General features: G+C 42.1%; 15 protein-coding genes, 2 rRNA genes and 1 riboswitch. All 17 genes read left to right on the forward strand.

What is annotated here, in order from left to right:
* Positions 1–88, forward strand: a 23S ribosomal RNA gene (locus J4G36_RS16320); the annotation flags it as partial.
* Between the two features lie 83 nt (positions 89–171).
* Positions 172–287 (forward strand): 5S ribosomal RNA (gene rrf, locus J4G36_RS16325).
* A 225-nt stretch (positions 288–512) separates the two neighbouring features.
* A complete protein-coding gene (locus J4G36_RS16330; RefSeq protein WP_210471470.1) occupies positions 513–1,034 on the forward strand; it encodes a DUF2179 domain-containing protein in 522 nt (173 codons plus the stop codon).
* The gene (locus tag J4G36_RS16335) at positions 1,031–1,216 is read left to right on the forward strand and encodes an NETI motif-containing protein (RefSeq protein WP_210471471.1); all 186 of its coding nucleotides are present in this window, start codon (positions 1,031–1,033) and stop codon (positions 1,214–1,216) included. The genes J4G36_RS16330 and J4G36_RS16335 overlap by 4 nt, the downstream gene beginning before the upstream one ends.
* A 78-nt stretch (positions 1,217–1,294) precedes the next feature.
* A riboswitch (purine riboswitch) is annotated at positions 1,295–1,394 on the forward strand.
* A gap of 181 nt (positions 1,395–1,575) precedes the next feature.
* Positions 1,576–2,064, forward strand: a complete 489-nt coding sequence (gene purE / locus J4G36_RS16340) for a 5-(carboxyamino)imidazole ribonucleotide mutase (RefSeq protein ID WP_210471472.1) — start codon at positions 1,576–1,578, stop codon at positions 2,062–2,064.
* The gene (gene purK, locus J4G36_RS16345; protein ID WP_210471473.1) at positions 2,061–3,182 is read left to right on the forward strand and encodes a 5-(carboxyamino)imidazole ribonucleotide synthase; all 1,122 of its coding nucleotides are present in this window, start codon (positions 2,061–2,063) and stop codon (positions 3,180–3,182) included. Before purE ends, purK begins: the two co-directional genes overlap by 4 nt.
* Positions 3,183–3,252: 70 nt before the next feature.
* Entirely contained in the window at positions 3,253–3,498 is a 246-nt protein-coding gene (gene purS, locus J4G36_RS16350) for a phosphoribosylformylglycinamidine synthase subunit PurS (protein WP_210471474.1), read from the forward strand.
* Between the two features lie 5 nt (positions 3,499–3,503).
* Positions 3,504–4,190, forward strand: coding sequence for a phosphoribosylformylglycinamidine synthase subunit PurQ (gene purQ / locus J4G36_RS16355; protein WP_210471475.1), 687 nt, complete (start codon positions 3,504–3,506; stop codon positions 4,188–4,190).
* Complete coding sequence (gene purL, locus J4G36_RS16360) at positions 4,174–6,402, forward strand: phosphoribosylformylglycinamidine synthase subunit PurL (RefSeq protein ID WP_210471476.1); 2,229 nt, start codon at positions 4,174–4,176, stop codon at positions 6,400–6,402. The genes purQ and purL overlap by 17 nt, the downstream gene beginning before the upstream one ends.
* Positions 6,378–7,802, forward strand: a complete 1,425-nt coding sequence (gene purF / locus J4G36_RS16365; protein WP_210471477.1) for an amidophosphoribosyltransferase — start codon at positions 6,378–6,380, stop codon at positions 7,800–7,802. Before purL ends, purF begins: the two co-directional genes overlap by 25 nt.
* Before the next feature lie 11 nt (positions 7,803–7,813).
* Positions 7,814–8,869 carry a phosphoribosylformylglycinamidine cyclo-ligase gene (purM, locus tag J4G36_RS16370; RefSeq protein WP_210471478.1) on the forward strand — a complete coding sequence of 352 codons (1,056 nt, stop codon included), beginning with the start codon at positions 7,814–7,816 and terminating at the stop codon, positions 8,867–8,869.
* Positions 8,869–9,438 (forward strand): phosphoribosylglycinamide formyltransferase, encoded by a 570-nt coding sequence (gene purN, locus J4G36_RS16375; protein ID WP_210471479.1) that lies wholly within the window; start codon positions 8,869–8,871, stop codon positions 9,436–9,438. Before purM ends, purN begins: the two co-directional genes overlap by 1 nt.
* Before the next feature lie 38 nt (positions 9,439–9,476).
* Positions 9,477–11,012 carry a bifunctional phosphoribosylaminoimidazolecarboxamide formyltransferase/IMP cyclohydrolase gene (purH, locus tag J4G36_RS16380; RefSeq protein ID WP_210471480.1) on the forward strand — a complete coding sequence of 512 codons (1,536 nt, stop codon included), beginning with the start codon at positions 9,477–9,479 and terminating at the stop codon, positions 11,010–11,012.
* Positions 11,013–11,025: 13 nt separating this feature from the next.
* On the forward strand, positions 11,026–12,285 hold the full coding sequence (gene purD, locus J4G36_RS16385) for a phosphoribosylamine--glycine ligase (RefSeq protein ID WP_210471481.1): 1,260 nt from the start codon (positions 11,026–11,028) through the stop codon (positions 12,283–12,285).
* Between the two features lie 130 nt (positions 12,286–12,415).
* Entirely contained in the window at positions 12,416–13,450 is a 1,035-nt protein-coding gene (locus J4G36_RS16390) for a LytTR family transcriptional regulator DNA-binding domain-containing protein (protein WP_210471482.1), read from the forward strand.
* Between the two features lie 119 nt (positions 13,451–13,569).
* Positions 13,570–14,418, forward strand: a complete 849-nt coding sequence (locus tag J4G36_RS16395; RefSeq protein ID WP_210471483.1) for an ABC transporter ATP-binding protein — start codon at positions 13,570–13,572, stop codon at positions 14,416–14,418.
* The gene (locus tag J4G36_RS16400; protein WP_210471484.1) at positions 14,415–15,122 is read left to right on the forward strand and encodes an ABC transporter permease; all 708 of its coding nucleotides are present in this window, start codon (positions 14,415–14,417) and stop codon (positions 15,120–15,122) included. The genes J4G36_RS16395 and J4G36_RS16400 overlap by 4 nt, the downstream gene beginning before the upstream one ends.
* The last annotated feature ends 23 nt before the right edge of the window (positions 15,123–15,145 follow it).

The following is a 15,145-nucleotide window of genomic DNA, read 5'->3' on the forward strand; positions in this document are numbered from 1 at the left end:
CTCAGAGAAGATGAGGTTGATAGGTCCGGGGTGTAAGTGCGGCGACGTACGTAGCTGACGGATACTAATTGATCGAGGACTTAACCTATTTAAGTTAAAAGGGTTTGATTGACCCTGATTTGTGAAACAATTATTCGTTTTATCCAGTTTTGAGCGAACAAGCTCAGGTAGTCTAGTGGCGATAGCGAAGAGGTCACACCCGTTCCCATACCGAACACGGAAGTTAAGCTCTTCAGCGCCAATGGTAGTTGGGGGCTTCCCCCTGCAAGAGTAGGACGTTGCTAGGCACTTGAAAAGTCATTACCATATGGTAGTGACTTTTTTTGTTTATATGTCTACAAAAAAAGAAAAGCCAATGGCTGTTTTAATGTCAATCATAGTTGAGGATTCTCGACAAAAAACCTCACAGAAGCACCGGGGCATTGAAAGGCCATTACCAATAGGTAATGGTTTTTCTTTTTATATCAGCAAATGGGATTTGGTTTATTTTTGAAAGGGGTGGTTGTGTGCAAATGGTATTGATTATTTTTGCCATTAATATTGTTTATGTAACATTTTTCACGGTTCGCATGATTTTAACGTTAAAAGGATATAGGTATATCGCGGCCGGTGTTAGTATGATTGAAGTCGTTGTCTATGTTGTTGGACTTGGTTTGGTACTGGATAATTTGAATGAAATTCAAAATTTAGTGGCTTACGCGATTGGTTATGGTTGTGGGGTTATAATAGGTACGAAAATTGAGGAGAAAATGGCTTTAGGCTATATAACCGTAAATGTAATCACTGTAGACGAAGATAAGCTGCTTCCAAAATTACTAAGAGAACAAGGTTACGGTGTAACAGACTGGTCAGCAAATGGACTAGAGGGAAATCGATCTGCGCTTCAAATTTTGACTCCCCGAAAATATGAATTAAAACTGTATACAGCTATTAAAGAATTAGATCCAAAGGCATTTATTATTTCTTATGAACCGAAAGCAATTCATGGTGGGTTCTGGGTAAAGTCAATTAAGAGAGGTAAATTGTTTAAATGAAAAAAAAGAAAACGATGTGGTTTGAGGTCGCTGAAAACGAAACAATCGATGACTGTTTGAAAAGGATGGCACGGGAAGGCTATCAGGTAGCTGGTAAAAAAGAAGCGCCGATTTTTTCAGAAATTAATGGAGAAGTTGTCCCGGTTCGCCAGCTTATCCAATTTAAAGGGCAACTCATATAAAAAGACGAACAATAATTTTAAGTGTTGTTAAAATGTTCGCGTTTACGTTGACGAATGACCGCTTTATTGATAAAATAAGTAATGTAATTTAGATATCCCCATATAAACTGAAGGATTGGCTTCAGTGTTTCTACCGTGACACCTTAATGTCTGGACTATGCGGGAAAGCGACTTTTTAGGAAAATGGTAGCGAAAGGTGTGTGTCTTTATGAATGAACACAGTCATCTTAACGCATATTATATATCCTCGAATGGTCTGCTTTTCATGTTCAGTGAAAAGTAGATTATTCGAGGTTTTTTGATTTTAAAACAGCTTGATAGTAAATCATGGACTTTTATCTTAAAGGAGCGGAATTATTGTGGCGCCGAAAATTGGAGTTATTATGGGTAGTAAAAGTGATTGGGAAACAATGAGACATGCATGTGAGGTTTTAGAAGAACTCGGTGTATCTTATGAAAAGAAAGTTGTTTCAGCGCACAGAACCCCTGATTACATGTTTGAATATGCTGAGCAAGCCGAAGAAAGCGGACTAGCTGCAATCATTGCAGGCGCTGGTGGAGCGGCTCATTTACCAGGTATGGTTGCTTCTAAAACTTTATTGCCGGTAATCGGGGTTCCAATTCAGTCCAGGGCCCTTAATGGCATGGATTCCTTGCTTTCAATTGTTCAAATGCCGGGTGGTGTTCCAGTCGCGACGGTTTCGATTGGTAAAGCAGGCGCAACAAATGCTGGACTACTTGCCGCTCAAATACTTGCAATAACGGATAAAGCGTTGTTGAAACGGATAGAGGAACGTCGGTTAAAGATGAAGGAAATGGCACTAGAAAGCAGTGGTGATTTAGTATGAAAACAATTTCAGCTGGGAAAGTCATCGGTATTATAGGTGGTGGCCAGCTTGGTCGCATGATGGGATTAGCCGCAAAAGAGGCTGGTTTCAAGATTGCAGTGCTGGATCCAACTGAGAATTCCCCGTGTGGACAAATCGCAGACATCCGAATAGTTGCGCCATATGATGATGAAGATGCTTTAAAGAAACTTGCAGAGGTCAGCGATGTTATCACCTATGAATTTGAAAATATCGATTATGATGGTTTGAAAAGATTGAGTGACACTGCATTTGTTCCGCAAGGCGCTGAACTTGTTCGCATCACGCAAAATCGCATGAACGAAAAGGCAGAAATAACAGCATCAGGTGCGCCAGTAGCCAACTATATTACGGCACATACTTTTGAAGAACTCAAAAGTGAAATTGAGAATGTAGGTTTTCCGTGTATTGTGAAAACAGCATTCGGCGGTTATGACGGTAAAGGTCAGGTTAAATTGGATTCACTGGAAGATTTAATTGAAGCTGAGCCATTATTTCAAAATTCGCCTTGTATAGCGGAAGCATTTGTTCCATTTGAAAAAGAAATCTCAGTGATTATACAGCGTAATGCTGCAGGCGAATCTTACTGCTTGCCAATTGCTGAAAATATTCATAAAAACCATATACTGCACGAATCAATTGTTCCAGCACGGGTAGATGAGACAGTTTTAGTGAAAGCTGAAAAAGCAGCCACTAAAATTGCGAATCATTTAGAACTCGTTGGCACGCTTGCAGTGGAAATGTTCGTCCTTGGTGATGGTGATATCGTTATTAATGAACTAGCCCCACGTCCGCATAATTCAGGACACTATTCGATTGAGGCATGTAATATATCACAGTTTCACCAACATATCCGGGCGATTTGCGGTTGGCCGCTTCGGAAGCCAAAGCTTTGGGCACCATGTATTATGGTGAATGTTCTGGGGGAACATGTTGAACCATTAAATCAAGCTGTTGAAAAGTACCCAGATTGGTCCATCCATTTGTATGGCAAAGCAGAAGCAAAATTGCAACGGAAAATGGGCCATATTACCATAATGACAGAGAGCATTGAATCGACATTAACTGAAATTGAGTCGACAGGAATTTGGTCTGATTAAACAAAGAGTTTTTAATTCACACGGCAATCATTAATTGAAGTAAATGAAACTTCATTCAGGAGGAACTAACATGACAAAAGTAAACGTATATGTGACACTTCGTGAAAGTGTTGTTGATCCACAAGGTATTGCTACAACGGATGCGCTAAAAAATATGGGCTTTGCTGAAGTAGAAAGTGTTCGTATCGGTAAGTTAATTGAACTTAAGATTGATGAGACGACAACTGATATTGATGCGCGTGTGAAAGAGATGTGCGACAAGCTTCTTATTAATAAAGTGATTGAAGACTACCGTTATGAAATCGAGGAGGCTTGAATCCGATGAAGTTTGCTATTCTTGTTTTTCCAGGTTCAAGTTGCGATGTCGATATGCACCACGCGATAAATGAAGTGCTTGGTGAAAAAGCTGAATACGTTTGGCATACAGAAGCAGCGTTAGAAGAATTTGATGCGGTTATAATTCCAAGCGGATCTTCTTACGGCGATTACCTTCGTCCTGGTGCGCTTGCAAAAGGTTCTCCTGCAGTAGAGAGCTTGATGTCATTTGTAGAATCCAAGAAACCTGTTTTAGGTGTTGGAAACGGTTTTCAAATTTTAACTGAATTACATCTATTGCCAGGTGCTTTTCTTCAAAATAAAGAACTGCTCTTTAAATCGGGCAGTGCAAAATTAAGCGTTGAAAATGTGGAGTCTATTTTTACTTCTGAATATGAAGAAGCCCAAGAAATCACAATACCTTTTGCGCAAGCATACGGAAATTATTACGTAGATGAAAAAACATTGAGTCAGTTAAATGAAAATGGACAAATCGCGTTTACATATAAAGATGAAAACGATAATGGCAGTACTGAAAAAATCGCAGGCGTTTTGAATGAACAAGGAAATGTACTTGGCATTCTGCCGTTACCTGAACGTGCGATTGAAGAAATTATCGGCGGTACCGATGGGTTGCCTCTATTCAAGTCAATTTTGAAAAGGTGGAATGAAAACAATGTCAGCCAATCATGAACCAAGTGCAAAGCAAATTCAAGATAATAAGTTGTATCGTCAAATGGGAATGACCGATGAAGAATTCGAACTTGTTGTAAAAAGCATGGGTCGCTTGCCGAACTATACAGAAACAGGTTTGTTTTCGGCTCTTTGGTCCGAACACTGTTCATATAAAAGCTCGAAACCGATTCTAAAAAAGTTCCCAACAAGTGGCGAACGCGTTCTTCAAGGGCCGGGCGAAGGTGCAGGGATTGTTGACATTGGCGACAACCAGGCTGCAGTTTTTAAAATGGAATCACATAACTCACCATCCGCAATTGAACCATTTATCGGTGCTGCGACAGGCGCAGGCGGGGTTCTTCGTGATGTATTTTCAATGGGTGCACGTCCTGTAGCACTTGTCAATTCGCTTCGTCTTGGGGATTTAACAGATGAGCGTGACCGTTTCTTATTTAAAGAGGCGGTTGCTGGGATTGCAAGTTACGGTAACGGCATTGGCATTCCAACAATTGCAGGAGAAGTACAATTCGATAATTGCTATTCTAAGCGACCACTCGTAAATGCAATGGCTGTAGGGTTACTGAATCATGAAGACATTCAAAAAGGTGTTGCAGCAGGTGTTGGTAATACTGTCATGTATGCTGGTGCTAAAACAGGACGTGATGGCATACACGGAGCAACGATGTCCTCTTCGGAACTAACAGTTGAAGAAGATGGTGAGCTACCAGTTATGCAAGCTGGCGATCCATTCCTTGAAAAACTTGTGATGGATGCATGTCTTGAACTTGTAAAATCAGACGCGCTAATTGGGATACAAGATATGGGTGCTGCTGGTCTTTCATCAGCATCGGCTGAAATGGCATCAAGTGCCGGATACGGCGTTGAAATGAATTTAGATCTTGTACCGCAACGTGAAGAGGGCATGACAGCATATGAAATGATGCTCTCAGAATCTCAAGAACGTATGTTAATCGTCGTGAAAAAAGGTCGCGAACAAGAAGTCACGGATCTTTTTGCAAAATACGGCGTTGAAGCAGTGTCAATTGGGAAGGTAACGGATGATAAAATGCTCCGTTTACTTCATAAAGGCGAAGTAGTGGCGGAAGTATCAGCAGATGCACTTGCTGAAGATGCGCCAGTTTATTATAAAGAATCAGCGGAACCAGATTACTTTAAAGAATTCCAAGCAATGGAAATGTCTGAACCAGTTGTTGACGATTTAAGCGAAACATTAAAAGCGCTATTACAACGTCCAACGATTGCGTCGAAAAAATGGGTTTATAACCAATTTGATACGCATGTTCGTCGAAATACAGTTGTCGCACCGGGCTCGTCTGCGGGCGTAATTCGTGTCGATGGGACGAATAAAGGGCTAGCAATGACTTCAGATTGTAACTCTCGTTATGTTTATCTAGATCCTGAAACAGGTGGGAAAATCGCGGTTGCGGAAGCGGCAAGAAATATTATTTGTTCTGGCGCTGAACCGATTGCGATTACGGACTGCTTGAATTTTGGAAATCCGGATAAGCCAGAAGTGTTCTGGCAGTTTGAGAAATCAGCGGCTGGAATTTCAGAGGCATGCATCAAGTTAAATGCGCCTGTTATCAGCGGTAACGTTTCGATGTCCAATGAAGTGAACGGAGTAGCCATTTATCCGACGCCGACAATCGGAATGGTCGGATTGGTTCACGATTTATCTCACGTTACGACTACTGAATTTAAAAATGCTGATGACGTAATCTATATTATCGGTGATACTAAGCTTGATTTTGGTGGTAGTGAACTACAACAAATGCAAGAGGGCGAGATTTTTGGACAAGCTCCTGCCATTGATCTAGACGTAGAAGCTTCTAGACAAAAAGAACTTTTAACAGCAATCCAAAATCAACTTGTTGAATCAGCAACTGACTTGTCAGAAGGTGGATTTGCGGTTGCACTTTGTGAAAAAGCGTTCGGAGCTAATGGACTTGGCGCAAATGTAACGATTTCTGGATCAGCTGTCACTGCATTATTCAGCGAATCACAATCACGTTTCTTGGTATCGGTTAAGCGTGAAAATGCAAAAGCGTTCGAAGCTGCAGTAAAAGATGCGGTGAAAGTTGGCGTCGTTACTGATACAGAGCGAATTGTTATTAACGGAGAAGATACGGGATTAATAGACGGGACGGTTGAAGAGTTCCGTTCTGCTTGGAGAGGGGCAATAGAATGCTTGCTGAACTCAGAGGATTAAACGAAGAGTGCGGCGTGTTTGGTATTTGGGGTCATGAGGATGCGGCGCAGATCAGTTATTATGGTCTGCACGCATTGCAACACCGCGGTCAAGAAGGTGCTGGTATCGTTACGAAAGATAGCAAAGGCCTTCATGTTCATAAAGGTGAGGGCCTTGTGAATGAAGTGTTTTCCGGCAATGAAATAAATGAATTGACTGGTAATGCTGCCATTGCGCAAGTGCGTTATTCATCAGAAAATGGTCGTGGAATCGAAAATGTTCAGCCGCTTGTTTTTCGTTCAACAACGGGAAGTCTTTCGGTCGCACATAATGGCAATATTGTAAATGCCGCAGAACTTCGAGAGCATCTAGAACGTCAAGGGAGTATTTTCCAGACGAATTCAGATACAGAAGTGCTTGCGCATTTAATTAAAAGAAGTAATGGGACGCCGAGACAGCGCGACCGCGTCAAGAAAGCCTTATCGATGTTAAAAGGCGCATTTGCGTTTGTCATTTTGACGGAAGACGGCTTGCTGATTGCGCAGGATCCAAATGGTCTTCGCCCTTTATCCTTAGGGAAAATGGGTGATGCATGGGTTGTGGCATCGGAAACCTGTGCATTTGATATTATCGGAGCGGAAAGTGTGCGGTCGGTTGAACCTGGAGAATTAATCATCATTAATGATCAAGGTCTCCATTCGGAACGATTTGCACCAGCTGCAGATTCAGCAATGTGCTCGATGGAATATGTATACTTTGCACGACCTGACTCGGATATTGACGGGATTAATATCCACTCGGCACGTAAGCGTTGCGGTAAGAGACTTGCACGTGAAGTGCAGATTGAAGCAGATGTTGTTACGGGTGTTCCGGATTCGAGTATTTCAGCTGCCATCGGTTTTTCAGAAGAAAGTGGCATTCCGTACGAATTAGGTCTTATTAAAAGTCGTTACGTAGGACGGACTTTCATCCAACCTTCACAGGAATTACGTGAGCAAGGTGTCAAGATGAAATTATCCCCTGTGCGTCAAGTTGTGAGAGGCAAACGTGTCGTCATGGTAGATGATTCGATTGTTCGCGGCACGACATCTAAACGGATTGTGAAAATGTTGAAAGAGGCGGGCGCAACGGAAGTGCATGTTGTTATTGCATCTCCACCACTTGTCAGTCCATGCTTTTATGGTGTTGATATTAGTACGGATTCTGAATTGATCGCGACAAATCGTTCGATTGAGGAAGTTCGTGAATTAATAGAAGCGGATTCGCTGACGTTTTTGTCTCCGGAGGGAATGCTTGAGTCAATAGGCAGACCGGATAATACAAAGAACTGCGGACAATGTCTGGCATGCTTTACAGGCGAATATCCGACTGAAATTTATAAAGATACAGTTATGCCGCACGAAAAAGAAATGAGTAGATAGGGGGCTTTTCCATGTCGAATGCTTATGAAAAAGCGGGAGTCAATATTGAAGCGGGTTATGAATCGGTTGAGCGTATGAAGTCTCATGTTGCGCGTACGGGACGAAAAGGTGTTGCAGGTACTTTTGGTGGTTTCGGCGGCATGTTCGATTTGTCTGCACTTGATTATAAAGAGCCGGTTTTGATATCTGGTACAGATGGTGTGGGTACGAAATTGAAATTGGCTTTCATGGCTGATAAACATGATACGATTGGCGTCGATTGTGTTGCGATGTGTGTGAATGATATCGTGGCACAAGGTGCGGAACCGTTATATTTTCTAGATTATATCGCGCTTGGAAAAGCAGTGCCTGAAAAAGTCGAAGCCATTGTAAAAGGAATTGCTGATGGCTGTGTTCAGTCGGGTGCCGCGTTAATCGGCGGAGAAACAGCCGAGATGCCTGGACTTTACGATGTAAATGAGTATGATCTTGCTGGGTTCGCGGTAGGGGCTTGTGAAAAGAGCGATGTTGTTACGGGCGATAAAGTTGTCGAAGGTGATGTACTCGTTGGGCTTGCTTCGAGCGGTATTCACTCGAACGGATTTTCACTTGTACGTAAAATTGTTTTTGAAGATGAAGGCTATGAAATTGATAGTTTAATCGCGGGTTATGAAGAGCTCGGAACAGTTGGGAATGCGCTATTAGAGCCAACGAAAATCTATGCGAAACCAGTACTCGACATGCATAAGCAACTTGCTATCCATTCAATGGGGCATATCACGGGTGGCGGTTTCTATGAAAATTTACCACGTATGTTGCCTGATGGACTTGCAGCAGAAGTTGAACTTGGATCATGGGAATCCCTGCCAGTATTCAATATGCTAAAAGAAAAAGGCGCGCTTTCGGATAAGGACCTTTACAGCGTATTCAATATGGGAATTGGATTTGTTATTGCTTTACCGGCAGAAGATGCTGACAAAGCGCTTCAAATTGTTGCTGAACATGGCGAAAAAGCGTTTAAAATCGGTCGTGTGATTGCAGGAGAAGGCGTCGTGTTTAACGGCGAGCATGACGGGAGTCTAGCTTAATGACACGGAAAACTAAAATTGCTGTATTCGCTTCTGGAAGCGGAAGTAATTTTACAGCAATCGAAGAAGCCTGCAGAAACGGTGAGTTAAACGCGGAAATCGCTTTGGTCGTGACAAATAAACCCGAGGCATATGTAGTAGAACGTGCCGAAAACGCAGCGATTCCGGTCGCTGCGTTTCGTCCGAAAGACTACGCGTCTAGGGAACTTTATGAGGCGGCAATTCTAGATGCGCTTCATGAAGCCGGGGTGGAGTGGCTTGTGCTCGCGGGCTATATGCGACTTGTTGGACAGACGTTATTGTCTGCGTACCCATCCAGAATCGTCAATATTCATCCTTCACTGCTACCATCTTTTCCTGGAAAAGATGCCATTGGACAAGCGATTGAGCACGGTGTGAAAGTCACTGGCGTTACCGTTCATCTAGTCGATGAAGGAATGGATACTGGACCGATTCTTGCGCAACATGCAGTGGATGTTGTGGATGGCGATATTGAAAAGACGGCGGCTGCAATTCACGCTGTTGAACATTTCTTATATAAAGATACATTGGCACAACTATTTAGCTGATTGGTAAATACTAATTTATAAAACGGAGGGTTTTATTCGTGAAAAAACGTGCACTGCTAAGCGTGTCGGACAAAAGCGGGATTTTGGAATTTGCAAAAGCGCTAGAAAGTCTCGGCTATGAATTATTATCTACAGGCGGAACGATGAAACATTTGGCGGACAATGGTGTCGCGGTTACAGCTGTCGATGAAGTGACAGGATTCCCTGAAATTATGGAAGGTCGCGTGAAGACACTTAACCCGTTAATCCACGGGGGACTGCTTGCCAAACAAGATGATCCAACACATCAAGCGCAAATGGAAACGCACGGCATTCAGCCGATTGATATCGTTTGTGTGAACTTGTATCCGTTCAAAGAGACAATTTCAAAATCGGATGTATCCACTGAGGACGCGATTGAAAATATCGATATCGGCGGTCCGGCGATGCTTCGTGCTTCTGCGAAAAACCATGCGTATGTCACGGTGATTGTCGATGCAGCTGATTACGACCAAGTTCTTGAGGAATTAAAATCGGACGGGATAACGACGAATGAAACGCGCAGACGTCTTGCGGCAAAGGTTTTCCGTCATACAGCAGCTTACGATGCACTGATTGCAAGTTTCCTAACAAATCTTGCGGGAGAAGAATTCCCGGAGCAAGTGACCTATACATACGAATTAAAACAACCACTTCGTTACGGTGAAAATCCACATCAAAAAGCAGCGTTTTACAGTCGTCCACTTGGTTCGGACTTCTCGATTGCGTACGCGAATCAGCTGCACGGCAAAGAACTATCATACAATAACATCCAAGATGCAAATGCTGCGATTCAAATCGTGAAAGAATTTGAAGGCGCTGCGGCAGTAGCAGTTAAACATATGAATCCTTGCGGAGTAGGTACTGGCGAAACGATTTTCGACGCGTTCAATAAAGCATACGAAGCAGATCCAGTATCCATTTTCGGCGGTATCATTGCGTTGAACCGTGAAGTAGATGCGTCGACAGCAGAGAAATTATCAGGGATATTCCTTGAAATTGTTATCGCACCTTCATTCACAGCAGATGCAATTGAAATCTTAACGAAGAAGAAAAACATTCGTCTACTAACAATTTCATTTGATCAAAACAAAAAAGACAGCTGGAATACAGTTTCTGTTGAGGGCGGACTTTTAATGCAAGAGCCTGATGCATATGGATTTGCGGATGCAGACATTCGTGTAGCGACAGATCGTGAGCCTACGGAAGCTGAGTGGGAAGCGATGAGGCTTGGTTGGGCAGTTGTGAAACACGTGAAATCGAATGCGATTGTTGTGTCCGATGATCATATGACGCTTGGCGTTGGCGCGGGGCAGATGAACCGTGTCGGTGCGGCAAATATTGCACTTACTCAAGCAGGCGAACGTGCAAAAGGTGCAGCACTAGCATCTGACGCATTTTTCCCAATGGATGATACAGTTGAAGCAGCGGCAAAAGCAGGCATTACGGCAATTATCCAACCGGGCGGTTCTGTAAAAGATGAAGACTCGATTAAGAAAGCAAACGAATACGGGATTACAATGGTTATGACCGGCGTTCGTCATTTTAAACACTAAGGAGGGAAATGCATTGAAAGTACTCGTTATCGGGAGCGGCGGTCGTGAACACGCGATTGCCAGACAGTTCAATGTCTCCCCTTCGGTCAATAAAGTATTTGTAGCACCTGGTAATGACGGCATGAAAGGTGATGCTGAATGTATCGGGATTAGCGCGACAGATTTCGAAGCACTTGCATCATTTGCGAAAAAGAACGCTATCGATTTAACTTTTGTCGGTCCTGAACAACCATTAGCTGAAGGCATTGTAGATTATTTCGCTGAACGCGGATTACAAGCGTTCGGGCCGACCAAAGCGGCAGCACTCATCGAGGGAAGTAAATCATTCGCAAAAGAACTTATGGCGAAATACAATATTCCAACTGCTGGGTACGGAACGTTTACGGACGCGGAAGAGGCGAAAGCATTCATCCGTGAAAAAGGCGCACCGATTGTCGTCAAAGCGGACGGACTAGCGGCTGGAAAAGGTGTGATCGTTGCGATGACACTTGAAGAAGCGCTGAACGCGGTAGACGATATGATTGGCAACCAGAAATTCGGTGAATCTTCATCTCGTGTTGTCGTCGAGGAATTCTTAGACGGCGAAGAGTTCTCGTATATGTCGTTTGTTCACGATGGACAGATTTACCCAATGGTCATCGCGCAAGATCATAAGCGCGCGTATGACGGCGATAGAGGACCGAATACAGGTGGAATGGGTGCGTATTCTCCAGTTCCGCAGATCTCACAAGAAGTTGTGGATGAAGCCTATGAAAAAGTCGTCGTTCCGACTGTTGAAGCGATGGCGGCGGAAGGAACTCCGTTTACGGGGATTTTGTATGCAGGATTAATCCTCACTGAAGACGGGCCGAAGGTGATTGAATTCAACGCACGTTTCGGTGATCCGGAAGCACAAGTCGTTCTGCCACGTATGGCATCTGATTTCGGCGCGTTTATGGCTGCACTCATGGCTAGCAAACCGTTTGAGTTGGAATGGAATGATAAAGCCATGTTAGGCGTTGTCGTTGCTTCTGATGGGTATCCTGAGCATGTTGTGAAAGGAAACGTATTACCAAACTTAGATACACTTTCAGCGCAAGGACTGGATGTTTTCCATGCAGGAACAAAATTACATGACGAAAACTTTGTCGGTAATGGTGGACGCGTCATTCTAGTTGCTGCGAAAGCTGGCTCTTTAAAAGAAGCACAAGAAGAGGTTTATGAAGGTTTAACGCAGCTGAAATGGGACGGGTTTTTCTACCGGACTGATATTGGCTGGCGCACATTCGAATAAATCGAAGCCCACTCTTTCAAACAATGGGAGAGTGGGCTTTTATTGTTGCGGGGATTTGAATAGGCAGTTGCAGGATTTTGCAAGACAACTATACTTATAAGTAACGCAAATACGGGAAGGTGAAGTAAAAATGGTCTTGAAATTCAATGATGTGGAGAAAAGGTTGAGTGATTCGCTCGTTTTTCCAGCATTCAATTTACATATAAATGGAACCGAAGTGACTGCAATTTACTCTAGCTTGAATGTCCGAAGCACTCTTTTGCAGATGCTAACAAAGGAAATTCCCGTAGTTATGGGTGAAATCTTTATCAGGAACATCGAGATGTCAAAAGTGAATCTTTCAGAAGTTGGATTTTCGTTCCTAGAAGAAGGGTTGTATGAACGTTTAACAGTTGAAGAACATCTGAAATTATACTGTAGGCTTTACAATTGCAATGAATCGATTCCATCGGTACTTCGAAAAGTTCATCTGGAAGAAAAACGAAATATGCGGGTGAAACAGCTATCTTATTCTGAACAAAAACGAATTTTATTCGGGAAGCTCCTCATTCAAAATCCTGAATTGTTCATTTTTGAAGAACCCGATCAAAATGTAGACTTTGAAACACAACGCATTTTTATGTTAATCATCGAGCAACTACGAAATGAAGGGAAAAGTTTGCTTATTCTCACAAGTAATATGGAAAGCGCGATTACAACTGCAAATCGTGTATTTAAATTGGACGAACATGGTTTACAGGAAATACAAGTAGCCAGTGAATCTGAAAAAAAAGAGTCCGAAGATCAGCAAAGTGATGAAATCGCTCAGGAGGAAATCCAACCGGTTCGTTTTGAAAAAATCCCGACGAAGGTCAACGAAAAAATTGTATTATTTGATCCACCTGAAATTGATTATATTGAAAGTAATGATGGACAGACATATTTACATATTAAGGGAGAAGAATTTGCGACGACATTTACATTAAATGAGCTCGAAAATCGACTCCAACATTTTGGCTTTTTCCGCTGTCATAGATCGTATATTGTGAACCTCCAAAAAGTTCGAGAAGTCATTACATGGACTCGAAATAGTTTTAGTCTTGTTTTGGATGACGAAGAAAAATCGTCAATTCCACTTTCAAAATCAAAAATGGGGGAATTAAAAGCGATGTTGGGCCTAAAATAAGCACCATTCACCCCTAAAAAGGCGCTTTTCATCGAAAATATGCTGTTTTTCTTATAAAAAGCGTTTAATCTGAAGATGCAAGTACAAATCAGATAAAAACTTTTTCAGGGGGAATAGCAATGGAAAATATCATCGAAGTTGAATCATTAGAAAAAATCTTTGCAAATCAAACCGCACTTGAAGACGTAAATTTCCATGTTAAAAAAGGAGAAATTTTCGGATTTTTAGGTCCGAGTGGTTCTGGTAAAACGACAACAATTAAAATTTTGACAGGTCAATTAAACCAAACAAGTGGAAAAGCAACTGTCTTCGGGGAACCTGTTTCAGAAATGAAAAAAGGGGGGGCCAGGAAGAAAATTGGGGTACTCACCGATAATAGTGGCTTATATAGTAGACTATCGATTTACGATAATTTGAAACTATTTTGTGACCTTTATGAAGTACCGCTCAAAAGGATTGACGAAGTATTGGAGATTGTGAATTTGGAAAATGAAAAGAAGAAAGTCGTTTCTAAACTATCGAAGGGAATGCTACAGCGTGTGATTCTTGCACGGACACTTTTACATGAACCAAAGTTGTTATTCCTAGATGAACCGACTTCTGCGCTCGATCCTGTAAATTCACAACATATACATAATGGACTTCGTGAGTTGAATGCGCGTGGAACAACAATATTTCTTACGACGCATGATATGAATGAGGCAGAACTGCTCTGTGACCGTGTTGCATTTTTGAATAAGGGACAAATTCGGTTGATGGATGAACCAGGAAAACTTAGAAAACAGTATTCGGATTCAACGGTGACTGTTGAACTAAAAAACGAAGAGAAAGTTGTGCTTAAAACGACAGACGAGGGTGCACAGCAAATGTTTGATTATATGTCATCGAATAATGTGGTAGCTATTCATACGAACGAGCCGACATTGGGCGATATTTTTGTCGAAGTGACAGGGAGGAAATTATCATGAACTTTTCAATGAAGCGTGTTAATGCAATTTTTCATAAAGACTTTAAGGATATTTCAAGAAATTCGGCTGTTTCGGTTACAGCGCTCATGCCGCTCATCTTAGCTTTTATCTATGGAAAAATGGGCGATTTATCAATTGACATGCATTATATGATTATTAACTTTACTTTGGTTACTGTAGGATCCTTTGTCCAATGTAGTTTAATCGCTGAAGAAAAAGAAAAAAACACGCTTCGTGGATTAATGCTTTCACCTGCTTCGACGTTGGAAATACTCGGTGGAAAAAGTTTGTTAAGCACAATCGCTTCGATGATTATAGTTGTATTCGGAATCATGTTAACGGGCTACCGACCTGAACATGTTGTTGTTATAGCGGTTGCAATCCTATTCACATCATTGTTTTTTATTGGCTTGGGGACACTTCTTGGGCTACTCGCTAAATCAGTTATGGAAGCTTCCGTACTGGTATTGCCGTTTATGTTTATATTCGGATTTGGCTCGATGTTCTCGATGTTTACTGACAAATATCCGATTTTGAAAGTGATGGAATACACGCCAAACTCCCAACTGTTAACAATTGCACAGAAAGTTGAAAGTGGGATCGGTATCGGCGGCGTATTTCCGAATCTCGGAATTATTGCCTTGTGGATTATTGTAATATCGTTTTTAACGGTTGTTATTTTCAAAAAACGAATGGCAGATTAAACCAAATTAAAATAATCCTGAAT

Origin of the sequence: Sporosarcina sp. 6E9 (genome assembly GCF_017921835.1) — a bacterium.
GTDB lineage: Bacteria > Bacillota > Bacilli > Bacillales_A > Planococcaceae > Sporosarcina.

What these genes read in the sequence shown, in the direction of transcription:
- purF (WP_210471477.1), top strand. Translation starts at nt 6,378, where the DNA reads ATGCTTGCTGAACTCAGAGGATTAAACGAAGAGTGCGGCGTGTTTGGT.
- J4G36_RS16400 (WP_210471484.1), top strand. Translation starts at nt 14,415, where the DNA reads ATGAACTTTTCAATGAAGCGTGTTAATGCAATTTTTCATAAAGACTTT.
- purL (WP_210471476.1), top strand. Translation starts at nt 4,174, where the DNA reads ATGTCAGCCAATCATGAACCAAGTGCAAAGCAAATTCAAGATAATAAG.
- purQ (WP_210471475.1), top strand. Translation starts at nt 3,504, where the DNA reads ATGAAGTTTGCTATTCTTGTTTTTCCAGGTTCAAGTTGCGATGTCGAT.
- J4G36_RS16335 (WP_210471471.1), top strand. Translation starts at nt 1,031, where the DNA reads ATGAAAAAAAAGAAAACGATGTGGTTTGAGGTCGCTGAAAACGAAACA.
- J4G36_RS16330 (WP_210471470.1), top strand. Translation starts at nt 513, where the DNA reads ATGGTATTGATTATTTTTGCCATTAATATTGTTTATGTAACATTTTTC.
- J4G36_RS16395 (WP_210471483.1), top strand. Translation starts at nt 13,570, where the DNA reads ATGGAAAATATCATCGAAGTTGAATCATTAGAAAAAATCTTTGCAAAT.
- purS (WP_210471474.1), top strand. Translation starts at nt 3,253, where the DNA reads ATGACAAAAGTAAACGTATATGTGACACTTCGTGAAAGTGTTGTTGAT.
- purM (WP_210471478.1), top strand. Translation starts at nt 7,814, where the DNA reads ATGTCGAATGCTTATGAAAAAGCGGGAGTCAATATTGAAGCGGGTTAT.
- purN (WP_210471479.1), top strand. Translation starts at nt 8,869, where the DNA reads ATGACACGGAAAACTAAAATTGCTGTATTCGCTTCTGGAAGCGGAAGT.
- purK (WP_210471473.1), top strand. Translation starts at nt 2,061, where the DNA reads ATGAAAACAATTTCAGCTGGGAAAGTCATCGGTATTATAGGTGGTGGC.
- J4G36_RS16390 (WP_210471482.1), top strand. Translation starts at nt 12,416, where the DNA reads ATGGTCTTGAAATTCAATGATGTGGAGAAAAGGTTGAGTGATTCGCTC.